Origin of the sequence: Streptomyces sp. NPDC093225, from assembly GCF_044753805.1 — a bacterium.
GTDB lineage: Bacteria > Actinomycetota > Actinomycetes > Streptomycetales > Streptomycetaceae > Streptomyces.
The window spans coordinates 90,606-104,424 of sequence record NZ_JBIVNX010000012.1; the positions used below are offsets into that span (position 1 = coordinate 90,606).

The following is a 13,819-nucleotide window of genomic DNA, read 5'->3' on the forward strand; positions in this document are numbered from 1 at the left end:
GGGGCGGACGAACCGCGCGGTAACATCGCACCGCCATGGAAATGAATGCCTCGTACACCAGTTTTGTCGCGGTCGGCGATTCCTTCACCGAGGGGATGTCCGACCGGCTTCCCGACGGGTCGTACCGGGGCTGGGCCGATCTGCTCGCGGCGCGGCTGGCCGCCCGCGAGCCGGGCTTCCGCTACGCGAACCTCGCCGTGCGGGGCAAGCTCATCGGCCAGATCGTCGAGGAGCAGGTGGACGCGGCGGCCGCGATGCGGGCCGACGTCGTCACCCTGGTGGGCGGGCTGAACGACGCGCTCCGGCCCAAGTGCGACATGGGCCGGGTCCGCGGGCTCCTGGAGGAGGCCGCCGGTCGGCTCGCCCCCTCGTGCGGTCGGCTGGTACTGATGCGCTCCCCCGGGCGCAACGGACCGGTCATGGAGCGGTTCCGACCGCGCATGGAAGAGCTCTTCGCGTTCGTCGACGAGCTGGCCCGCCGGCACGACGCCCTGGTGGTGGACCTGTACGGGGCACCGACCCTGGGCGACCAGCGGCTGTGGGACGTCGACCGGCTGCACCTGACGCCGGAAGGGCACCGCCGGGTGGCCGAGGCCGTCTGGCAGACGCTGGGCCTGCCGGCCGAGCACGACTGGCGGGCGGAGCTGCCGCCGGCGCTCCCGGCCGGCTGGGCCGAACGGCGCGTGGCGGACGTACGCTTCGCCCGCCAGCACCTCTTCCCCTGGATCGGCCGCCGGCTGACCGGCCGCTCCTCCGGCGACGGCCTGCCGGCCAAGCGGCCCGAGCTGCTGCCCTTCGCGCCCCTGCCGCAGGGGCCGCCGGCATGAGCGCGGCCCGGCCCGGCCGCGCCACGTGAGCCCGCTCTCGTAGCAAGCCACAATCGGGGGCGGGGCGCTGGCCTGCGCAAACCGACAGTAGAATCCCTACACGTGACAGCCAAGCCCCGCATCCCCAATGTCCTGGCCGGCCGCTACGCCTCCGCGGAGCTCGCCGTCCTGTGGTCCCCCGAGTACAAGGTGACGCTGGAGCGGCGGCTGTGGCTCGCCGTGCTGCGCGCCCAGAAGGACCTCGGCATCGAGGTCCCCGACGCGGCCCTCGCCGACTACGAGCGCGTCCTGGAGCAGGTCGACCTCGCCTCCATCGCGGAGCGCGAGAAGGTCACCCGCCACGACGTGAAGGCCCGCATCGAGGAGTTCAACGCCCTCGCCGGCCACGAGCACGTCCACAAGGGCATGACCTCGCGCGACCTGACCGAGAACGTCGAGCAGCTGCAGATCCGGCTCTCCCTGGAGCTGGTCCGCGACCGCACGGTGGCCGTCCTGACCCGCCTGGGCAAGCTGGCCGCGGAGCACGCCGAACTGGTCATGGCCGGCCGCTCCCACAACGTCGCCGCGCAGGCCACCACCCTCGGCAAGCGCTTCGCCACCGCCGCCGACGAGCTGCTCGTCGCCTACGCCCGCCTCGAGGACCTGCTGGAGCGCTACCCACTGCGCGGCATCAAGGGCCCGGTGGGCACCGCCCAGGACATGCTCGACCTGCTCGGCGGCGACGCAGGCAAGCTCGCCGAGCTGGAGCAGCGCATCGCCGGCCACCTCGGCTTCGCGCACGCCTTCACCTCCGTCGGCCAGGTCTACCCCCGCTCGCTCGACTACGACGTGGTCACCGCGCTGGTGCAGCTGGCCGCCGCACCGTCCTCCATCGCCAAGACGGTCCGCCTGATGGCCGGCCACGAGCTGGTCACCGAGGGCTTCAAGCCCGGCCAGGTCGGCTCCTCCGCGATGCCCCACAAGATGAACACCCGCTCCTGCGAGCGCGTCAACGGCTTCATGATCATCCTGCGCGGCTACGCCTCGATGACCGGTGAGCTGGCGGGCGACCAGTGGAACGAGGGCGACGTCTCCTGCTCCGTGGTCCGCCGCGTGGCCCTGCCCGACGCGTTCTTCGCGCTGGACGGCCTGATGGAGACCTTCCTGACCGTGCTCGACGAGTTCGGCGCCTTCCCGGCCGTCGTGGCGCGCGAGCTGGACCGCTACCTCCCCTTCCTGGCCACCACCAAGGTCCTCATGGGCGCGGTGCGGGCCGGTGTCGGCCGCGAGGTCGCCCACGAGGTCATCAAGGAGCACGCCGTCGCCTCCGCCCTGGCCATGCGCGAGCAGGGCGCGGAGCGCAACGAGCTCCTCGGCAAGCTCGCCGCCGACGAGCGCATCCCGCTGGACCGTGCCCAGCTGGACGCCCTGATGGCCGACAAGCTGTCCTTCACCGGTGCGGCGGGCGACCAGGTCGCCTCGGTCGTCTCCCGCATCGAGGAGATCGCCAAGCAGCACCCGGAGGCCGCCGCCTACACCCCGGGGTCGATCCTCTGACCCCCGAGGAACTGGCCGCCGCCCGTGACCGCGTCATCCCGGACGTGGTCGCGGGCGGTCTGCGTGTGCTCTTCTGCGGCATCAATCCGGGCCTGATGTCCGCCGCAACCGGCCACCACTTCGCCCGACCGGGCAACCGCTTCTGGCCCGTGCTGCACCTGGCGGGCTTCACCCCGCGCCGGCTCCTGCCGGCCGAGCAGGAGGAGCTCCTCGACTACGGCCTCGGGATCACCAACGTCGTGGCCCGGGCCACCGCCCGCGCCGACGAGCTCGGCGCCGAGGAGTTCCGCGAGGGCGGCCGCCTCCTGGAGCAGAAGGTCCGCCGGCTCCGACCGTCCTGGCTCGCGGTGGTCGGCGTCACCGCCTACCGCACCGCCTTCGGCGAGCGCGGGGCGAAGATCGGCCCCCAGGACCGCACCATCGGCGCCACCCGCATCTGGGCGCTTCCCAACCCCAGCGGCCTCAACGCCCACTGGACCGCCGAGTCCATGGCCGAGGAGTACGCCCGCCTCCGCGCCGCCGCCGACGCCCCCGTCACCCCCGACATCCCCTTCACCCCCGGCCTCCCCGACTGACCTCCGTCAGGGCGGGTCGGCAGTGGTGAGGGCGGCCATGAGGAGGTAGGGGTGCGGGCTGCCGGCGTCGATGACGTAGACCGCCAGCCAGTGCTCGCCGGCGCGCCACAGGTTCACCAGGTCCGTGCTCGCGCTGATCTCGCCCCAGGGCTCGGGTATCTCCTCCCCCGCGACCACGCGCTCGTGGACGGTCGCCGGGCTGAACACGTCCGGCCGGCCCCAGCGGTCGGTCAGGGCCTGGACCAGGGCGGTGCATTCGGCGTCGATCTGGTCGGCCGCCCCGGCCCGGTCGGAGCCGTCACCCTCCCAGAAGTCCTGGGTGCGGCCGAGCTCGACGAGGTGGTGGCCGGGCCCGTCCCGGTCCCCGCGCGACCCGCCGTGCCCCCCGGGATGCGCACCGGTCCGCAGCCGGTCGATGGTCTCGAGTTGCTCTGCCGTGGTCATGCCGTCAGTAAACCGCGGGCCACTGACAACTGGCCTGCCGTCAGGCGTCCCTGCGGCGCAGGACCGTCCACCCCGCGGCCAGGGCGGCCGCCGACCACAGTGCCGTGACGCCCAGGCCCGTCCACGGGCCCAGGGCACCCGGGGGGTGTTGGTAGAGCACCAGCTGTCCGGCCTGGTCGGGGAGGTAGGAGGCCGCGCCCCCGGCCATGTCGCCGACCACGAACGAGACGATGAGCACGAAGGGTATGAGGATGCCCAGCACCAGGGCCCCACTGCGCAGCACCGCCGTCAGGCCCGCGGCGAGCAGGGCCATGAGCGCGAGGTAGATCCCGCTGCCGACCACGGCGCGCAGCGCGCCGGGGTCGCCGAGCCCCAGGGCGTACGGGCCCATGAAGGCCTGCCCGCCGAGGAATCCGGCGAATCCCGTGGCGATGCCGGCGGCCAGGGCCAGGGCTCCGGTCACCGCGGCCTTGGAGAGGAACAGCCGGGACCGGTCCGGGACCGCCCCGAGGCTGACCCGCAGGGCTCCGTTGTGGAACTCGCCGGCGAAAGCGGTGGCACCGAAGGCGAGGGCCGCTATCTGCCCGAAGTTCAGTCCGTAGAACGCCCCGAACAACGGGTCGCCGCCCAGGTCGTCGGCCTCGGCCCGGCCCACGGTCGCGCTGGCCAGGACAGTGACGCCGACGGTGGCGAGGAAGATGCCGGCCAGGGACCAGAGCGTGGCCCGCACCGACCGTATCTTGATCCACTCCGAGTGCAGGACGGGGCGGGTGGGAAGGGCACGCATGGTCAGGCCTCCCGGGCTGCGCTCGAGATCGAGGTGGGGGTCGGGCTCACGGGCGGGGTCGAGGTGGTGGTCCGGGCCGCGGCGGAGGGGGGAGGGGCGGCGAACGGGGTGTGGGCGGCGGTGAGGTCGAGGTAGGCCTGTTCCAGGGAGGCCCGCTCGTCGACGAGTTCCAGCACGGGCACGCCCTCGCGGGCGGCGAGGGCGCCCAGTTCCTCCGCGCGTATCCCGTCCACGGCCCAGCACCCGCCGTCGGCCGGCACCAGCACCCGGCCGTCCCGGGCCAGGGCCCGCTCCAGGCGGCCGGGGTCCGAGGTCCGGACGCGGGCCCGGGGACTGCTGTGCAGGTCGATGAAGTCCTTCATCGACCTGTCGGCCAGCAACCGGCCCCGTCCGAGCACCACGAGGTGGTCGGCACACGCCGCGGTCTCCGCCATCAGGTGGCTGGAGACGAGGACGGTGCGGCCTTCGGCGGCCAGCCGGCGCATCAGCTCGCGGATCCAGATGATGCCTTCCGGGTCCAGCCCGTTGGTCGGCTCGTCGAGCATCAGCACGGCCGGCTCGCCGAGCAGGGCGGCCGCGATGCCCAGCCGCTGGCGCATGCCGAGGGAGAAGGTGCGCACCCGCCGCCGGGCGACTTCCGCGAGGCCGGTCTCCGCCAGCACCGCGTCCACCCGCCGGGGCGGCAGCCGACTCGCCGCGGCGAGCGCGAGGAGATGATCGCGCGCGGTGCGCGCGCCGTGTGCCGCCTGCGGGTCGAGCAACGCGCCGACGTGCCGCAGCGGCTCGTCGAGTGCGGTGTACGGGCGGCCGCCGATGGTCGCGCGGCCCGCGGTGGGGCGGTCCAGGCCCAGCGTCAGCCGCATGGTCGTGGACTTCCCCGCGCCGTTGGGCCCGAGGAATCCGGTGACCCGGCCGGGCCGGACGGTGAAGGTGAGGTGGTCGACGGCGCGGACGGTCCCGTACGCCTTGGTCAGTTCGTGGATCTCGATCGCGTTCATGCCCCCAGCGTCGCCGCCGCCCCCGCCCCGGCTCCTCCCCCGCCCGGGGGGATCGCCTCCCCCGTACGGGGGAGATGGCGGCGGCAGGGCCGCTGGCACGATGGCGGCATGTCCCATCTCCTCCGCGCGACCCTGCGGCCGGTCACGTACTCGCGCTGGCTGCACCTGTGCGTTCCGCTGCTCGCGGTCGCCGTCTGGCTCTACGTCTTCCCCCGGTACCCGTGGGGGCCGGCGCTGCTGATCCCGCCGCTCGGGCTGGTGCCGTGGGTGCGGCTGATGGAGGGTCTGCAGGCCCAGTTCCTGCTGACCCCGGCAGAGCGGGGACGGGCGGACGGGGCCATATCCACCGCGCGCGCGAGCACGTGGGCCGACCGTTGGCGGACGGCTCTGTGGCTGGAAGTGCGGCTGCTCGTCGGGGTCGTCACGGTGGGCGCCACGACGTGGCTGCCCTTCGCCGCGGTGGACCTGGCCGCCCAGGCCGTCGGCCACCCGCTCGGCGGTGGCCTGGCCCCCACGGCCGAGCTGCCCCGGTGGGTGGCGGCCGCCCTGGTGCCGGTCCCGCTGGCCCTGCTCTTCGCGGTGGTGGTGCTGCTCGGGCGGCTGATCACGGCGGTGGCGCGGCAGTTGCTCGGCCCGTCCGCCGCCGAGCGGCTGTCGGTGCTGGAGGAGCGCACCGAGCAGCTGTTGGAGCGGGCCCGGATCGCGCGGGAGCTGCACGACTCGATCGGGCACGCGCTGACGGTGGCCGTGATGCAGGCGGGCGCGGCCCGGGCGGCGGGGGACGCCGGGTTCACCGAGCGGGCGTTGGCCGCGATCGAGGACACCGGCCGGGCCGCGCTGGAGGACCTGGAGCGGGTCCTGCTCGTGCTGCGCGAGAGCGGGCCCCGGCCGTCGGCCGCGCCGACCCTGGCGGAGGCGGACCGGCTGCTGGAGTCGGCCCGCGGCTCGGGCGCGGCGGTCGAGGCCGAACTGACCGGCCCGTTGGACCGGTTGCCGGGCCCGGTGGCCCGCGAGGGGTACCGGATCCTGCAGGAGTCCCTGACGAACGTGCTGCGGCACTGCGGTCCGGTCCCCGTTCGGGTGAGGATCGTCATGGGCGCGGACGAGTTGGAGCTGGAAGTGGTCAACGCGCTGCCGCGGGTGGGGGCCCCGCAGTTCGCGGGCGGCGGCAGCGGCCTGCGGGGCATCCGCGAACGGGCCGCGCTCCTGGGCGGCGTGGCGGACACCGGCCCGTACCGGGGCCAGTGGCGGGTGCGCGCCCGGCTGCCGCTGGCGCCCGCACGCTGACCGGCCGCGAGCGCCTACGCTGGGCGGATGCCGGTCACCGTACTCCTCGTCGACGACGAGCCCCTCGTGCGCGCGGGCCTGCGCGCGGTCCTGGACGCCCAGCCCGACATCGAGGTGGTGGGCGAGGCCGCGGACGGGGCGGCGGTGGTCCCGCTCGTGCGGCAGCTGCGGCCCGACGTCGTCGCGATGGACGTGCGGATGCCGCTGCTGGACGGCATCGAGGCCACCCGGGCGGTGCTGAAGACCGTGTCCGAGCCGCCGAAGATCCTGGTGGTCACCACCTTCGAGAACGACGAGTACGTGTACCAGGCGCTGCGCGCCGGCGCCGACGGCTTCCTGCTGAAGCGGGCCCGGCCGGCGGAGATCGTGCACGCGGTGCGGCTCGTCGCCGAGGGCGAGAGCCTGCTGTTCCCCGCGGCGGTCCGGGCGCTCGCGGCGGAGTACGGCAACGGGGCCGCGCGGGCGGCCCTGCGGGCGGCCGCCCTCACCGACCGCGAGGAGGCGGTGCTTCGGCTGATGGCGCGAGGCCTGTCGAACGCGGAGATCGCCGCGCAGCTGTACGTCGGCGCGGAGACGGTCAAGTCGCACGTCAGCGCGGTGCTCACGAAGCTGGGCGCGCGGGACCGCACGCAGGCGGTGATCGCGGCGTACGAGTCGGGCTTCGTGACGCCCGCCTGACCGCCGGGCCGGCAGCCGGACACCGCGCGGGGGGACGGGGAACGGAGCGGAACGGAGCCGAGGCCCCCCTCGTCCTCGCCCGGCCCGGGGCGGCGCAGTACCATCCGCCTGAACAGGTGCACGAGCTGGGAGGAATCACGTTGGGGCAGCTGACCGGCGGGGATCCCTCTCTGCTCAGGCGGATCAACTCCGCCGTCGTCCTGCGCGCACTGCGCGCGGCGGGGGCACCGACCCTCACCGACCTCACCCGGGCGACCGGGCTCTCCCGACCGACCGTGGAGGGGGTCGTGGACGGCCTGACCTCCTCCGGACTCGTCGTCGAGGCCGACGTCGAGGAGGGGGCCCGGCGCCAGGGCCGCCCGGCCCGCCGGTTCCGCTTCCGGGCGGAGGCGGGCCACCTGCTCGGCATCGAGATCGGCTCCCACCGCGTGGCCGTCCTCATCTCCGGTCTGGACGGCCGGGTGATCGGCGCCGGCACCAAGGAGGTCTCCGAGACCGCCACCGCCGACGAGCGGCTGGAGAAGATCCGCGCGACCGTGGCGGACCTCCTGCGCCGGGCCGGGGTGCCGCGCGACTCGCTCCGCGCGGTCGGGGTCGGCAGCCCCGGCATCGTCGAGGCGGACGGCACGGTACGGCTGGGCACGGCGCTGCCCGGCTGGACCGGGCTGCCGCTGGGCGAGCGGCTGCGCCGGTCGTTCCGCTGCCCGGTGCTGGTGGAGAACGACGCGAACGCGGCGGCCGTGGCGGAGCACTGGAAGGGTGCGGCCAGGGGCACCGACGACGTGGTCTTCGTGATGGCGGGCCTGAGTCCCGGCGCGGGCTCGCTCATCGGCGGCCGGCTGCACCGGGGCTTCGGCGGCGCGGCCGGCGAGATCGGGGCGCTGCACCTGCTCGGTCGGGACGTGACGCCCGAGGCGCTGCTGTCCACCACCGACGAGCCCCTGCACCCGCTGGACGAGCAGGCCGTGGCCGCGGTCTTCGCCGAGGCCCGGGGCGGGGACGTGCAGGCGCAGGCCGCGGTGGAGCGGTTCATCCAGCGGTTGGTGCACGACGTGGCGGCGCTGGTGGTGGCCATGGACCCCGAGCTGGTCGTGGTCGGCGGCTGGGCCGCCGGGCTGGACGGCGTACTGGCCCCGCTGCGCGAGGAGCTGGCCCGCTACTGCCTGCGGCCGCCGCGGGTGACGCTGTCGATGCTGGGCGAGGCGGCCGTGGCCACCGGCGCCCTGCGGCTGGCCCTCGACCACGTCGAGGAGCAGCTCTTCGCCATCGAGAAGACGGTCACCGCCCGCCGCTGAGCCCGTCGGTCCGGGGGCGCGCGCCCCGGACACGCGGCCGCCCCGGCCGGGCGAACGCCGGACGGGGCGGGAATGGCGTCGCGCTGCGAGCCGTCGGATCGGTCGGATCAGGACGCGCGGCGCGCGTCGCCGTCGTGGATCTCGACGTCCGCGCCGCTGTCACCGAAGGTGAGGCGGCAGGTGTCGGCCCGATAGGTGGCCACCGAGACGGCCGCCGTGCCGTCCGCGGTCAGGTACCGCGTGGTGACCACGAGGACGGGGGCGCCGGGCAGCCGGTCCAGTTCCTTGGCGTCGTCGGCGCGGGCGGAGCCCAGCTCCACGGAGCGGTCCTGGCCCACCAGGTCCAGCCGGCGCAGCTCGCGCAGCACCGCGCGGGCCCGGGCCGGTCCGGCGGGGGCCTCTATCCCGGAGAGGCCGGGCACGGAGGCGGCCGGGACGTACAGGAGCTCGGCGGCCACGGGCTGCGCGTGCGAGACGCGGGTGCGGCGGACGGTGTGGACCCTGGTGTCCGCGTCGACGCCGAGCAGGGCGGCGAGCGCGGTGGTGGGCAGCGTCTCGGCGGCGTCGACGGCCTGCCAGCCCTCGGCGGCCTCGCCGGGCCAGTTGTCCCGTCCGCCGCCGACGGCCACGCCCACCCGCGGCGGCGCGACCGTGGTGCCCACGCCGCGCCGGCGCTGCAGCCGACCTTCGAGCTCGAGCTGCTCCAGCGCCTGGCGGAGGGTGGCCCGGGCCACGCCGAAGCGGGCCGCCAGCTCGCGTTCGTTCGGCAGCACCTCGCCCACGGCGAAGTCCTGATCGAGCGCCTCGCTGAGCACGGTCTTGAGGTGCCAGTACTTCGGCTCCGGCACCGTTTCGAGCTGCGTGGTCCCCACCCTGACTCCTCCTGCCGTCGCTGTCTCCAGCGGCAGTTCCGCGCCTTTGTTTATTAAAGGTTCCTGCACTAACCCTGCGACCATAGGGCGGCGCACCCCCTTGGTCAAGACCAATCCTCATACCTTTGCCGGGCAGACCGGGCATAGGTATCAGGCCGTTCACAGGATGTTCTTGCGCACTGCAAATGCGACGAACGGGACGACACGCCGCGTCGGGCAGGAGGCGCCGCCGCGGTCGGTCACTCCCGCACAGCGCCGCCGCCCCGGGCGGCGCACCGCGGCGGCACGGCCCTTGCGCGCCCCGGCTACCCGACGGTAATGATGGCTGACGGCGTGTCCAACTACGCGCCCGTGCCCGACCGTTCACGCGCAGCGAGGAGCAGCATGACCGCCACGGTCTCCTTCCCCGTCCCCTCTCCCCACGGCCCCCGCACGGCGACCGTCGCGTACGAGCGCCGCGGCGCGGGCGAGCCCCTGCTGCTCCTGCACGGCATCGGCCACCACCTCCAGGCCTGGCACCCGGTGCTGGACCTGCTCGCCGCCGACCACGACGTCGTCGCCGTCGACCTGCCGGGCTTCGGCGCGTCCGGGCCGCTGCCGGACGGCGTCCCGCACGGCCTCGGCAGCATCGTTCCCGCACTCGGCGCGCTCTGCGAGGCGCTCGGCCTGGACCGCCCGCACGTGGCCGGCAACTCCCTCGGCGGGCTGATCGCGCTGGAGATGGGCCGCGACAAGACGGTCCGCTCCGTCACCGCGCTGTCCCCCGCCGGCTTCTGGAACGAGCCCGAGCGCCGCTACGCGTTCACGACCCTGCGCGCCATGCGGGCCGGGGCCAGGGCCCTGCCGCGCCCCGCGGTCGAGCGGCTCGCCCGCACCCGTGCCGGCCGGGCGGCCCTGACCGGCACCATCTACGCCCGCCCGGGCCGCCGTTCACCCGAGGCCGTGGTCGCCGAGACGCTGGCCCTGCGCGGCGCGCACGGCTTCGCCGAGACCCTCGCGGCCGGCACGCGGGTGCGCTTCTCCGACGACGTGCCCGGGCTTCCCGTCACCATCGCCTGGGGCGACCGCGACCGGCTGCTGCTGCCCCGCCAGGGCGTACGGGCCAAGCGGACGGTGCCGGACGCCCGGCTGGTCCGGCTGCGCGGCTGCGGCCACGTACCGATGAACGACGACCCCGCACTCGTGGCCCGGGTCATCCGGGACACGACCCGGGCCGCCCGCTGACCGTCTGACGGTTGGTCATCTGTTCACCGGCGGTTCGTGCGCCGTAGGGGGTGGCCCGGTGGGTCGGCGGCACACTGGGCCACCCCGTCCACGCACGGCCCACGAAAGGCCCGCGATGCCGTCGCTGCCGCACCCCTCCGCCGCCCCGAACGCCGGCCAGCAGCCCGCGCCCGGCCGCCGCCCGGAGCCCGGGCCCGCCCGCCGCGCGCTGCTGCGCGGCTCGCTGGCCGCCACCGCCGCGCTCACCCTGCCCGCACCGCTGGCCGCGGCCCCCGCGTTCGCGCTCGCCGGCCGCCCCGAGGCCCGCTGGGGAGTCCAGGCCGGCGAGGTCACGGCCCACACCGCGCTCGTGTGGGCGCGCTCGGACCGGCCCGCGCGCATGCTCGTGGAGACCTCCCCCACCGAGACGTTCCGACACGGCCGCCGCCTCTGGTACGGGCCGCTGCTCGGCCCCGGCACCGACTTCACCGGCACCACGGCCCTGCACGGCCTGCCCGCCGGCACCCAGGTCCACTACCGCGTGCTGCTCGCCGACCCCGACGACCCGCGCCGCGCCTCGCGCCCCGTCCACGGCACCTTCCGCACCGCCCCCGCCGGGCGCCGCTCGGGGGTGCGCTTCCTGTGGTCCGGCGACCTCGCGGGACAGGGCTGGGGCATCAACCCCGACCGCGGCGGCCACACCGTCTTCGACGAGATGCGCGGCCTGGACCCCGACTTCTTCCTCTTCAGCGGCGACACCGTGTACGCGGACGGCCCCATCCAGGCCACCGCGACGCAGCAGGACGGCACGCTCTGGCGCAACGTGACGACCGAGGAGAAGTCGAAGGTCGCCGAGACCCTCGCCGAGTTCCGCGGCAATTTCCGCTACAACCTGCTCGACGAGCCGTACAGGCGCTTCCAGGCTCAGGTGCCGACCGTGGTCCAGTGGGACGACCACGAGGTCCGCAACAACTGGTACCCGGGCCAGCTGCTCGACGACCCCCGCTACACGGTCAAGGACGTGGACGTGCTCGCCGCCCGGGCCCGCCGCGCCTTCGGCGAGTACGTCCCGCTGGCGCCCGGCCGGACGCGGGGGCGGCCCGGCGGCCGGATCCACCGCGTGGTCCCGCACGGCCCGCTGCTCGACCTCTTCGTCCTGGACATGCGCACCTACCGCAACGCCAACTCCCCCGACCGCCAGGACTCCGACCCGGTCGGCATCCTGGGCGCGGAGCAACTGGCCTGGCTCAAGCGGGAGCTGTCCCGATCCCGCGCGGTGTGGAAGGTGATCGCCGCCGACATGCCGCTGGGCATCGTGGTGCCCGACGGAGCGGCCGACTTCGAGGCCGTCGCGCAGGGCGACCCGGGCGCCCCGCTGGGCCGTGAGCTCCAGATCGCCGAGCTGCTCCGTCACATCAAGCACCAGCGCATCACGGGCACCGTCTGGCTCACCGCCGACGTCCACTACACCTCGGCCCAGTACTACGCGCCCGAGCGGGCGGCCTTCTCCGACTTCGCACCGTTCTGGGAGTTCGTCTCCGGCCCGATCGGGGCGGGTGCCTTCCCGGCCTCCCGACTCGACGGCACGTTCGGACCGGAGTTCGCGTTCCTGTCGGCCCCCGCCACGCCCAACCTGTCGCCCGCCGAGCAGCCGCCGAACTACGGCGAGGTGGAGATCGACGGGGATTCCGGCGAGTTGACCGTCCGACTGCGCCGGGAAGGCGGCCGGGTGCTCTTCACGAAGGTCCTCCAGCCGGGACGTGTGGGACAGTAGCGTCAAGAGTGGCGGAGGGGGCGGAGAGCCCGGCACAACACGCCAGGAAAACAGGGCGAAACAGGCCAGATCCACCTTTTACCAGTCGGTCACAGTGCGTTCGTGATCAGGCAACACCACGCCGGAAGAGTGGTGGCATGACTGATCGCACTCCTGCCTCCGCCCGCCCCACCCGTCACCACTGGCGCCGCGACCTCGTCGAACTCGCCGCGCTCTTCACCGCGGTGGCGGTGGCCGACGCCCTCGCGAACCTCGTCGTGCACGGCCCCGACGGCCCGGTCCTGCTCGTCGCCTCGGCGGTGGCCCTGCTCGCCGCCTCCGGCTTCCACATGTGGTGGGCGCGGCGGCACAGCCATGCGCCGCCGCCCCCGCCCACCACTCCCGCCGCCGGAGCCGCACGGGCCCCGGCCGCCGGCCGCCGCACCCCGGCCGGCGGCACCCTGTGGCGGATGCGGACGACCGTACGGGACGAGCCCGGCAGCCTCGCCGCGCTGTGCGGCGCCCTGGCCCGGCACGGGGTCGACATCCTCACCCTCCAGACCCACCCGCTGGCCGAGGGCGGCACCGCCGACGAGTTCCTCCTGCGAGCCCCCCAGGAGCTGCCCGCCGCCGAGCTGACCCGGGCCGTGGCGTCCGGCGGCGGCCGCCGGACGTGGCTGGAGCGGGCCGACGCCCACGACCTCGTGGACACCCCGACCCGGGTTCTTGGCCTGGCCACCCGCACCGCCCTCGACGCCGCCGAGCTCCCCCTCGCCCTGCGCCAGCTGCTGGGCCGCTGCACCATCCACTCGATCCCCGCGACCACCCTCTCCGGCCGCCCGCACGCCGGCGCCGACACCCCCGTCGAGGGCGTGCTGGAGGAGACCGTGATGCGGCTGCGCGACCCGTCCGGCGGCGCCATCACGATCGAACGCCCCCACCTGCCGTTCACCCCGACCGAGTTCGCCCGGGCCCGCGCCCTGGTGGAGCTCGACGCCCGGCTCGGCCCGCGGGTCCCGCGCAGCCAGGACGTCCTGACGCTCCCCGAGGGCAACGCGATCACCGTCCGCCGCGCCGACACCACCGACCTGGACGCCGCGCGCGCGATGCACGACCGCTGCTCGGAGCGCACCCTGGCGCTGCGCTACCACGGACCCGTCTCCGACGCCGACCGCTACCTCGGCCACCTGCTCAGCCCCCGCTACGGCCGCACCCTCGCCGCCTGGACCGCCTCGGGCCGCCTGGTCGCCCTCGGACACCTGCTGTGGGACGGCGACGAGACCGAGGTCGCCCTGCTGATCGAGGACGCCTGGCAGCGCCGCGGCATCGGCTCGGAGCTGCTGCGCCGACTGATCGAGATGGCCGGCGAAGCCGGTTGCGACAGCGTGTACGCCGTCACGCGCGCCGCCAACACCGGCATGGTGGCCGCGATGCGCGGCCTGGGTCTGCCCCTCGACTACCAGATCGAGGAGGGCACCCTCGTGATCACCGCCCGGCTCGAGGCCGCCCCGGTGGACCCGGACCGTGCGCGTCAGGAGGTTCGCACCGAACGGTGGTGACGAGG

The 13,819-nt window shown here is 75.0% G+C and carries 13 protein-coding genes; 9 read left to right on the plus strand and 4 right to left on the minus strand.

Annotated features, from left to right (window positions below):
• Nucleotides 1–35: 35 nt before the first annotated feature.
• The 3 genes from ACIQCH_RS13990 (at nucleotide 36) to mug (ending at nucleotide 2,938) form a co-directional block, all read left to right on the plus strand.
• Nucleotides 36–827: an SGNH/GDSL hydrolase family protein gene (locus tag ACIQCH_RS13990; protein ID WP_402580915.1), complete on the plus strand. Its 792-nt coding sequence runs from the start codon at nucleotides 36–38 to the stop codon at nucleotides 825–827.
• 102 nt (nucleotides 828–929) lie between these two features.
• Nucleotides 930–2,363, plus strand: a complete 1,434-nt coding sequence (gene purB / locus ACIQCH_RS13995) for an adenylosuccinate lyase (RefSeq protein ID WP_402580916.1) — start codon at nucleotides 930–932, stop codon at nucleotides 2,361–2,363.
• The gene (gene mug / locus ACIQCH_RS14000; RefSeq protein ID WP_402580999.1) at nucleotides 2,360–2,938 is read left to right on the plus strand and encodes a G/U mismatch-specific DNA glycosylase; all 579 of its coding nucleotides are present in this window, start codon (nucleotides 2,360–2,362) and stop codon (nucleotides 2,936–2,938) included. The genes purB and mug overlap by 4 nt, the downstream gene beginning before the upstream one ends.
• A 6-nt stretch (nucleotides 2,939–2,944) precedes the next feature.
• Here mug and ACIQCH_RS14005 read toward each other — a convergent pair whose 3' ends face one another.
• From ACIQCH_RS14005 to ACIQCH_RS14015, 3 genes are read right to left on the minus strand one after another with little or no spacing between them, the layout of a single operon-like run.
• The gene (locus tag ACIQCH_RS14005) at nucleotides 2,945–3,382 is read right to left on the minus strand and encodes a hypothetical protein (RefSeq protein ID WP_402580917.1); all 438 of its coding nucleotides are present in this window, start codon (nucleotides 3,380–3,382) and stop codon (nucleotides 2,945–2,947) included.
• Between the two features lie 40 nt (nucleotides 3,383–3,422).
• Nucleotides 3,423–4,169: an ABC transporter permease subunit gene (locus ACIQCH_RS14010; protein ID WP_402580918.1), complete on the minus strand. Its 747-nt coding sequence runs from the start codon at nucleotides 4,167–4,169 to the stop codon at nucleotides 3,423–3,425.
• Between the two features lie 2 nt (nucleotides 4,170–4,171).
• Nucleotides 4,172–5,167 (minus strand): ATP-binding cassette domain-containing protein, encoded by a 996-nt coding sequence (locus tag ACIQCH_RS14015; protein WP_402580919.1) that lies wholly within the window; start codon nucleotides 5,165–5,167, stop codon nucleotides 4,172–4,174.
• A gap of 108 nt (nucleotides 5,168–5,275) precedes the next feature.
• On the opposite strand from ACIQCH_RS14015, the gene ACIQCH_RS14020 reads away from it, so the two are divergent.
• The 3 genes from ACIQCH_RS14020 to ACIQCH_RS14030 all read left to right on the plus strand — a co-directional run bounded on the left by ACIQCH_RS14020 (nucleotide 5,276) and on the right by ACIQCH_RS14030 (nucleotide 8,427).
• A complete protein-coding gene (locus ACIQCH_RS14020; protein ID WP_402580920.1) occupies nucleotides 5,276–6,454 on the plus strand; it encodes a sensor histidine kinase in 1,179 nt (392 codons plus the stop codon).
• Between the two features lie 27 nt (nucleotides 6,455–6,481).
• Nucleotides 6,482–7,132 (plus strand): response regulator, encoded by a 651-nt coding sequence (locus ACIQCH_RS14025; protein WP_402580921.1) that lies wholly within the window; start codon nucleotides 6,482–6,484, stop codon nucleotides 7,130–7,132.
• 140 nt (nucleotides 7,133–7,272) lie between these two features.
• A complete protein-coding gene (locus ACIQCH_RS14030) occupies nucleotides 7,273–8,427 on the plus strand; it encodes an ROK family transcriptional regulator (RefSeq protein WP_402580922.1) in 1,155 nt (384 codons plus the stop codon).
• A gap of 107 nt (nucleotides 8,428–8,534) precedes the next feature.
• Here the strand turns inward: ACIQCH_RS14030 and ACIQCH_RS14035 are convergent, their stop codons facing one another.
• Nucleotides 8,535–9,299 (minus strand): GntR family transcriptional regulator, encoded by a 765-nt coding sequence (locus ACIQCH_RS14035; RefSeq protein ID WP_402580923.1) that lies wholly within the window; start codon nucleotides 9,297–9,299, stop codon nucleotides 8,535–8,537.
• A 384-nt stretch (nucleotides 9,300–9,683) separates the two neighbouring features.
• On the opposite strand from ACIQCH_RS14035, the gene ACIQCH_RS14040 reads away from it, so the two are divergent.
• From ACIQCH_RS14040 to ACIQCH_RS14050, 3 genes are all read left to right on the plus strand, one after another.
• Complete coding sequence (locus ACIQCH_RS14040) at nucleotides 9,684–10,523, plus strand: alpha/beta fold hydrolase (RefSeq protein ID WP_402580924.1); 840 nt, start codon at nucleotides 9,684–9,686, stop codon at nucleotides 10,521–10,523.
• Nucleotides 10,524–10,638: 115 nt separating this feature from the next.
• Complete coding sequence (locus tag ACIQCH_RS14045; protein ID WP_402580925.1) at nucleotides 10,639–12,276, plus strand: alkaline phosphatase D family protein; 1,638 nt, start codon at nucleotides 10,639–10,641, stop codon at nucleotides 12,274–12,276.
• A 137-nt stretch (nucleotides 12,277–12,413) separates the two neighbouring features.
• The gene (locus ACIQCH_RS14050; protein WP_402580926.1) at nucleotides 12,414–13,814 is read left to right on the plus strand and encodes a GNAT family N-acetyltransferase; all 1,401 of its coding nucleotides are present in this window, start codon (nucleotides 12,414–12,416) and stop codon (nucleotides 13,812–13,814) included.
• The last annotated feature ends 5 nt before the right edge of the window (nucleotides 13,815–13,819 follow it).